The sequence below is a fragment of the Streptomyces sp. NPDC047017 genome, assembly GCF_040644175.1.
Lineage (GTDB): Bacteria > Actinomycetota > Actinomycetes > Streptomycetales > Streptomycetaceae > Streptomyces.
Genome location: NZ_JBEYVW010000043.1, coordinates 1 through 7,832 on the forward strand (window position 1 = coordinate 1; position 7,832 = coordinate 7,832).

Sequence of the window (7,832 nt, forward strand, 5' to 3'; positions counted from 1 at the left end):
AGGTCCTCCAGGCCGGTATCGCCGCCATCGGCACCACCCTCAAGGTCGAACTCGACATCCAGGCCGTCCAGGGCGACACCCTCCCCACCACCTGATCGGACACCGCCCGACCCGTCACCGGTGTCCGGTGGCGGGGCGGGCGGTGGCGGGTCAGGGCGGTGGCGGGTCCCCCGGTCACCCGCTTTCCGGCGCCGGCGGGCCGCCGTCGCCGGTGACGCGGGCCACCAGATCGGCGGCCAGGTCGCGGAGCTTGGTGTTGCGGTGCTGGGAGACGCGACGCAGCCGCTCCAGCGCGCGCCGGGCGTCGAGCCGCTCCCTGGCCATGAGGATCCCGATCGCCTGGTCGATGACGCTGCGCGAGAGCAGCGCGGTGCGCACGTCGGGCACGTCGGCACCCTCGTACTCCATCCGCAGGGCGGCCTCGACGGTGTCCGCGGCCCGCTCCGCGAAGGCCCGGGCCGCCGCCCGGCCGGGGCCCAGCGCGTCGGGCTCCGCCCCGTAGAGATTGAGCGCGGCCCCGTTGCCCCCGGCCCCGGCGGACCCCAGCGGCAGCGCCAGCACACAGCGCACCCCCACCGAGAGCGCGTACGGCACGTACGCGGGCCAGCGGGCCTCGGCCGGGTCGGCGAGGTCGGGGGCGTACTGCTCGACACCGGTACCGGCGGCCGTCACGCACGGGCCGGTGCCGTTCTCGTACTGGCGCAGGTCCAGACCGCTGGGCAGGCCGCCGCTGCCCGCCAGGGTCAGCAGCCGGTCACCGCGGCGCACGGTGATGCTGCACGCGGCGGCGCCCGGCACGTCCTGGACGGCCCGGTCGGTCAGGTCGCGCAGCAGCGTGTCCAGGCCGCCGCTGCGCACGATGGCCTGCGCCAGCGGTTCGGGCGTCGTCTCCAGGGTCATGCGATTGCTTGTGTCCCCGTACCGCCGATCAACTCCCCGGCCGACCTGTGGCATTCTTCGCGTCCACGATCCGGCGGGCCAGATCGCGCAGTTTGACGTTCTCCCGCTGCGAGGCGCGCACCAGGCTGTCGAACGCCTCCGCCGCGTCGATGTCCAGGCGCTCCATGAGGATGCCGGTGGCCTGGCCGATCAGGTCGCGGGTGCGCATCGCCTCGGTGAGCTGCTCGCGCACGGTCGCCGAGTCCAGGGCGAGGCTCACGTGCGCGGTGAACAGCCGGCCGATCCGGGTCGCCTCCTCGTCGAAGGCGCGCGGCTTGGCCGAGTAGGCGGTGAGGACGGTCAGGCGCCGCTTCTCGGCGCGCAGCCGCAGCGCGAGCGCGGACCGCACGCCCGCCGCGGCCAGCGCCTCGCCGCCCGCCTCCAGTTCGCTGTCGGCCACCCGCACCACCGGGGCGTGCCACAGCCCCTCCCAGTACGGCGGCTGCCCGTGGCCGGCGCTGTCCGGGCCGTCCGCGACGCGGACCACGTCGTCGGTCCGGGCGACCGTGCGGCGCAGGCCGTCGCGGTCGATCTCCGAGATGCCCGCGTGCTCGGCGCCCGGCAGCAGCCGCACGGCGAGCCGGACGGCGACGCGCATGGTGCTGTGCGGGGTGTCCGTGTCGTGCAGGTGGCGAGCCGCGACGGTCAGGGCTTCGGGCAGCTCGATGTCCCCCGGAAAACGGGGCAATTCAGAAAAGTCAGACGCAGGCACCACGAACCTCTTCGGCATGCACAGCACTACGGCCATGCGCAGGAGAGCTCCGCAGCACATTCCCGACTGCGAGCACAGGACGGACAGAACCTTATCTCGTCCTTCGACGGGGTTTCCGCCTGGTGGACGGTCCGCTTCGGGCTCTATGAAGCGGCGCGCGGGAGTGATGCAATGGAGTGCGAGCGGTCAGGAAGCGGCCTTGCAGAGACCGGACGGATGTCTGCCTACTCCCAGGTGAGTGCCATGACCCACTTCCCGAGCCCGTGCCGGGTGCGTGAGCTGCCCGGCCGCGCCCTGCTCGTCCTGCCGCCGGAGATCGACCTGTCCAACGGCGCCGCGCTGCGCACCGCCGTCCTGGCCTTCGCGAGAGCCCGCGCCGGACGGCTGCGGGTGCTGGTCCTCGACCTCACCCGCACCGACTTCATGGACTCCCAGGGCGCCCGCCTGGTGACGGACGTACGGCGGCTGCTGCCTCCCGAGGTGCTGCTGCGGGTGGCGGCGGCGCCCCCCGGCATCCCCAGCCGCGTCCTGGAGGTCACCGGCGTCCGGCGTGACGTACCGGTGTACGACGACCTGGAGCAGGCGCTGCGGGCATGAGCGGACCGCGGGCGGCGACCGGCGGGCTGCGGGCGTGTCGCTCGTGGGCTCGTGGGCTCGTGGGCTCGTGGGCTCGTGGGCTCGTGGGCTCGTGGGCTCGTGGGCTCGTGGGCTCGTGGGCTCGTGGGTGATTCTCGCGGTGGTAGGCACGGCGGGGTCGGCCGTCCTGCCGTCTGCGGGAGCGGGCGGCACCTAGGCTGCGGGAATGGCATCCAGCATCGCGACCAACACGTCCGTCTCGCGCGACGGGCTCCTGGACTTCGTACGCCCCCGCCACCGCGCCCTGCTGCTGACCCGGCGCGCGGACGGCGGCCCGCAGGCATCGCCGCTGACCTGCGGGGTGGACGAGGCGGGCCGGATCGTGGTCTCCACCTACCCGGAGCGGGCCAAGACCCGCAACGCCAAGCGCGACCCGCGGGTGAGCCTCGTCGTGCTCAGCGACGAGTGGAACGGGCCGTGGGTGCAGATCGACGGCACCGCCGAGGTCATCGACGCACCCGAGTCCGTGGAACCGCTCGTGGAGTACTTCCGCGTCATCTCCGGCGAGCACCCGGACTGGGACGAGTACCGGCGGGCCATGGTCGAGCAGGGCAAGTCGATCATCCGGATCACCCCGGAGCGGTGGGGGCCCGTGGCCACGGGCGGTTTCCCGGCCCGGCTCACCGGACAGGACCGGTAGCAGGCCCGCTCAGCCGCGGGCGACCATCGCCTCGATCCCCGCGATCAGCAGGTCCAGGGCGAAGGTGAAGTCGCGGTCGAGCATCTCCGCGACCGTGTCGCCGCCGCGGGCGTCCATGATCTCCCTGGACTCCTGGAGGTAGTCCGCGGCCGCCGGGTCCTGCTCGGCCGAGTGCATCACCTGCGCGTAGTACTCCTCCGGGCTCATCCCGCTGTCCTCGATCCGGGACAGGAACCGGCTCTCGATCGTGCCGTAGCCGTACACGAACTGGAAGACGGCCGAGATGGCGCTCGTCACCCGGTGCGCGGGCAGGCCGGTGCGGCGGATGACGCGCTGCACCGTCCGCGAGAAGGCCAGGTGGTTGGGGCCGATGTTGAGGTAGCGGCCGGCCAGCGGGGACATCCAGGGGTGGCGCACCAGTTGCGCGCGGTATCCGGTGGCGAGCCCGCGCAGCTCCTCGCGCCAGTCGGCGCCGGCGTCCCGGCCGGGCAGCCGCAGCTCGCCGATGGCGGCGTCCAGGGCGAGTTCGAGCAGGTCGTCCTTGGTGTCGACGTACCAGTACACGGACATCGCGGTGACGTTCAGCTCGGCGGCGAGCCGGCGCATGGAGAACCGGTCCGGCCCCTCCGCGTCCAGCAGCCGCACCGTGGCCTCGGTGATCCGCCGCCGGTCGAGCCCGGAGGGCTGGCCGCCGCCGCGCCCGCCCCGGTGCTCCTTGCCCGCCAGCCAGACACTGGTCCGGGCCGCGCCCCTGGCCCCGGCTGCCTTCACCATGGCGCACCTTCCTTAGCTCCGCCGAAGCTCTGTCCGGCGCCGGTCATGCTAGGTCCTGGGCAGATTCCGGTTCCGGTTCCGGACGGTCTGGCCGCCCTGCCGGTGAGTCTTCCCGTTCCGGCGTCCGCCCGTTCCGGCGTCTGCCCGCTCCGGGCGTCTGCCCGCTGCGGGCGGCGGCACGACACGGAGGCGGTGGCCCTCGCCGGGCCGCCGCCTCCGTGTGCGTGGGGGGGGACCGTCAGCTCGTGGTCCGCCGGGTGAGGTCGTAGAAGGTGGCCGAGCCGGCCGTGACCTTCTTGAAGTTCTTCTCCACCCAGGAGGTGATCTGGGCGGCGGTTCCGCTGTCCCGGCCGCCCATGCCACCGCCCATGCCGCCACCGGCAATGAAGTAGTGGATCTTCCCCTCGGTCACGTACTTCTGAAACTGGGCCAGGGTCGGGGACGGGTCGGTGCCGTTGAAGCCGCCGATCGCCATCACCGGGTCACCGGTGGCGAGCTGGTAACTGGCCGCGTTCTGCGAACCGATGGACGCGGCGACCCAGGTGTACCGGGACGCGTCCCGCTCCAGCAGCTTCTCGGCCGCGGAACCGACCCGGGCGCCGTCCAGCAGTCCGCCCATGCCGCCACCGGCGCGACGACCGCCCTCGCCTGTGCGGCCGCCACCGGGGAAGCCGCCGTTGGCTGCGCCCTGGCCGTTCTGGCCGCCCTGGCCGTTCTGGCCGTTCTGGCCGTTCTGGCCGGGCATGCCGCCGCCCGGGAAGCCGTTGCCGTTTCCGTTTCCGTTCTGGCCCTGGCCTTGTCCTTGACCTTGGCCTCGGCCCTGCGTCCCGCCTCCGAAGCCACCGCCTCCGAAGCCGCCCCCGCGCCTGCCGCCCCCGCCCGGGAAGCCGCCCCGGCCGCCGAAGCCCCTCATGCTCGCGCCCGCCGGACCGGCCGTCGGGATGGAACCGGTGTGCGCGGAGCCCACCGTGCTCAGGGTGTACGCCGTCGGGCCGGCCAGCGAGGTCGCGGCGGCCGCGGCGACCACCACGAGCGTGAGCGGGCGGCCCAGCCGGGCCACGAAGACCAGCCCGAGGGCCGCCGCCAGGCCGCCGGCCAGCACCAGCCACCTCAGCCAGGGCAGGTAGGCGGGTGTGCGGTGGAGCAGGACGTACCCCCAGGCGGCGGTCGCCGTGACGGCGGCGGCGAGTGTGAGGGACGCCCACACCCTGGACCGTTCCTCCCACAGGACGCTCACGCCCATGCCGATGACGGCGGCGAGGTACGGCGCGAGGGCCACCGTGTAGTACTGGTGGAAGATGCCCGCCATATAGCTGAAGACGGCCAGCGTCATCAGCAGCGAGCCGCCCCAGGCGAGGAAGGAGCCGCGGGCGAGGTCGGTGCGCCGGGCGCCGCGGGTCAGGACGAGCCCCGCCACCAGCAGGATCAGCGCGGCCGGGAGCAGCCAGGAGATCTGGCCGCCGACCTCGTCGTTGAACATCCGGTCCCAGCCGGTCGTACCCCACATGCCGCCGCCGCGGCCGCCGCCCGGGCCGCCTCCGCCGCCGACGCTGCCGGTCTCGTCGCCGTTGATCCGGCCGAAGCCGTTGTAGCCGAAGGTCAGCTCCAGGAAGCTGTTGTTCTGCGAGCCGCCGATGTAGGGGCGGGAGGAGGCGGGCCACAGCTCGACGATCGCCACCCACCAGCCGCCGGAGACGACCAGCGCCACGGTCGCCAGCGCCAGCTGCCCCAGCCGCTTCCGCAGCCGTACGGGCGCGCAGACGCCGTAGACGGCGGCCAGCGCGGGCAGGACGAGGAACGCCTGCAACGTCTTCGTCAGGAAGGCGAACCCGACCGCGACACCCGCCCACACCAGCCACTTGGTGCGGCCGTCCTCCAGGCCGCGGACCACGAGGTACACGGTGAGCGCCATCAGCAGCGCGAGCAGCGCGTCCGGGTTGTCGAACCGGAACATCAGCGCGGCCACCGGTGTGAGCGCCAGCACCGCGCCCGCGATCAGGCCGGCGGCGGGACCGAAGCGGCGGCGCACGGAGGCGTGGACCACGGCGACCGTGAGGACGCCCATGACCGCCTCGGGGGCGAGGATCGCCCAGGAGTTGAGCCCGAACACCCTGACCGACAGCGCCATCGGCCACAGCGCGGCCGGGGGCTTGTCCACGGTGATGGCGTTGCCCGCGTCCAGCGAGCCGAAGAAGAACGCCTTCCAGGACCTGCTGCCCGCCTGGACCGCCGCCGAGTAGAAGGAGTTGGCGTAGCCGGAGGCGCTGAGGTCGTAGAGGTAGAGCAGGGCGGTGGCCAGCAGCAGGGCGAGGAGGGCGGGGCGCGCCCAGCGCGGGTCCTCGGGCCGGCCGCGCCACAGGCGGCGCGCGAAGGGCGGCTTCGGCTCCGCACCGGGAGCGGTCACCGCCGAATCGGGGGCGGTCGCCGCCGTGCCGGTGCCGGCGTGCGTGGGCGTGCCTCCGGCCGCCTGCCGGGTGCCCCGGTCGTGTTCGGTGGTCATCGGGCTTCCTTCGGGTCGGTGCCGTACGGGTCGGTGCCGTACGGGTCGATGTCATAGGGGGCGGTGTCATAGGGGGCGGTGTCGTACGGGCGCGGAGCGGTGCCGTACGGGCGCGGCCCGGGGCGTACCGGCTGCCGCCGCATGCTGTCGTCCGCCACGACGAGGACGGCGGAGTGGCCGGTGGTGGGCCGGTCCTCACGGGAGCGGTCGCGGTACGCCTGCTGCCGTGCCGCCTCCTCATGCCGGTCCTGGAAGACCCAGGCGCGGAAGAGCAGGAAGCGCAGCACGGTCGCCGCGAGGTTGGCGGCCACCAGGACGGCCAGTTCGGTGGAGTGCGCCGGGGCGCTGGTGGCCGCGTCGAGCGCCGCCAGGGAGCCGCTGGTCAGCGCGAGGCCGATGGCGAAGACGACCAGGCCCTGCGCCTGGTGGCGCACCGCGCCGCCCCGGCCGCGCACGCCGAAGGTCAGCCGCCGGTTGGCGGCGGTGTTGGCGACCGCCGAGACCAGCAGGGCGAGCGCGTTGGCGATCTGCGAGCCGCAGAACTGCCGGAAGAGGCTGTAGAGCAGCAGGTAGCACAGGGTGGACAGGACACCGACGACGCAGAAGCCGACGAGCTGGCGGGCCAGCCCCTTGGGCACGTCCTGGATGTCCCGGTCGCGGGGGTCGTCGCCGAAGGGGCGGGCGAGCCGGTCCAGCGGCAGCGAGCCGGTGGCCAGCGCCTTGCCGATCCGCCACACGCCCCGGAGGTCCTCGGTCGCGGTCCGCATCAGGTGCACCGTGGAGTCGGGGTCGTCGACCCAGTCGACCGGCACCTCGTGGATGCGCAGTCCGGCCCGTTCGGCGAGCACCAGCATCTCGGTGTCGAAGAACCAGCCGGTGTCCTCCACCAGCGGCAGCAGCACCTGGGCGACATCGCGCCGGATCGCCTTGAAGCCGCACTGGGCGTCCGTGAAGCGGGCCTGGAGGGAGCCGCGCAGGATGAGGTTGTAGGACCGGGAGATGAACTCCCGTTTGGCCCCGCGCACCACCCGTGAGCTGCGGGCGAGCCGGGAGCCGATCGCCAGGTCGGAGTGGCCCGAGATGAGCGGCGCCACCAGCGGCAGCAGCGCGTTGAGGTCGGTGGACAGGTCCACGTCCATATAGGCGAGGACCGGCGCCTCGGAGGCGGCCCACACGGACCGCAGGGCGCGGCCCCGGCCCTTCTGTTCGAGGCGGCGGCTGCCGACCCCGGCCAGCTCCGCCGCCAGCTGTGCCGCCACCCGGGGGGTGCCGTCCGTGGAGGCGTTGTCCGCGATGGTGATACGGAACGCGTAGGGGAAGGTGCGGGTGAGGTGCTCGTGCAGCCGGAGCACACAGGACCGGAGGTCCTTCTCCTCGTTGTAGACGGGGACCACTACGTCCAGGACCGGCGTACCGGCGGCCGCGGCCGGAAGGTGCTCCCGCACCGGCAGGGGGCCGGGAGAAGAGTCGGTTCGCATGGGGGCGACTCTTGTCAACGGGCCTGTCCTGGCTATGTGGTGACGCTGTGCGGCGACTGTGAGTGCGGGCCCGAGCCGCCGGGGGCGGCGGGGGCGGCGGGGGCGGCGGTGGCGTTGGCGTCGGAGTGCTGCTTCATGACGCGCTGGTGCGGC

Annotated in this window: 7 protein-coding genes; 2 read left to right on the forward strand and 5 right to left on the reverse strand. The window is 73.6% G+C overall.

Features of this window, described 5'->3' with window-relative positions:
• Positions 1 to 174: 174 nt before the first annotated feature.
• A complete protein-coding gene (locus ABZ858_RS37005; RefSeq protein WP_361389356.1) occupies positions 175 to 900 on the reverse strand; it encodes an ANTAR domain-containing protein in 726 nt (241 codons plus the stop codon).
• 28 nt (positions 901 to 928) lie between these two features.
• A complete protein-coding gene (locus tag ABZ858_RS37010; protein WP_361389374.1) occupies positions 929 to 1,669 on the reverse strand; it encodes a GAF and ANTAR domain-containing protein in 741 nt (246 codons plus the stop codon).
• 225 nt (positions 1,670 to 1,894) lie between these two features.
• On the opposite strand from ABZ858_RS37010, the gene ABZ858_RS37015 reads away from it, so the two are divergent.
• Both ABZ858_RS37015 and ABZ858_RS37020 read left to right on the forward strand, forming a co-directional pair.
• Positions 1,895 to 2,248 (forward strand): STAS domain-containing protein, encoded by a 354-nt coding sequence (locus ABZ858_RS37015; RefSeq protein ID WP_361389359.1) that lies wholly within the window; start codon positions 1,895 to 1,897, stop codon positions 2,246 to 2,248.
• A gap of 205 nt (positions 2,249 to 2,453) precedes the next feature.
• A complete protein-coding gene (locus ABZ858_RS37020; RefSeq protein WP_361389362.1) occupies positions 2,454 to 2,927 on the forward strand; it encodes a PPOX class F420-dependent oxidoreductase in 474 nt (157 codons plus the stop codon).
• A 9-nt stretch (positions 2,928 to 2,936) separates the two neighbouring features.
• Here the strand turns inward: ABZ858_RS37020 and ABZ858_RS37025 are convergent, their stop codons facing one another.
• The 3 genes from ABZ858_RS37025 to ABZ858_RS37035 form a co-directional block, all read right to left on the reverse strand.
• A complete protein-coding gene (locus ABZ858_RS37025) occupies positions 2,937 to 3,701 on the reverse strand; it encodes a TetR/AcrR family transcriptional regulator (RefSeq protein WP_361389365.1) in 765 nt (254 codons plus the stop codon).
• Positions 3,702 to 3,939: 238 nt separating this feature from the next.
• Positions 3,940 to 6,201: a glycosyltransferase family 39 protein gene (locus ABZ858_RS37030; RefSeq protein ID WP_361389368.1), complete on the reverse strand. Its 2,262-nt coding sequence runs from the start codon at positions 6,199 to 6,201 to the stop codon at positions 3,940 to 3,942.
• Entirely contained in the window at positions 6,198 to 7,679 is a 1,482-nt protein-coding gene (locus ABZ858_RS37035) for a bifunctional glycosyltransferase family 2/GtrA family protein (RefSeq protein ID WP_361389371.1), read from the reverse strand. Before ABZ858_RS37035 ends, ABZ858_RS37030 begins: the two co-directional genes overlap by 4 nt.
• Between the last annotated feature and the right edge of the window lie 153 nt (positions 7,680 to 7,832).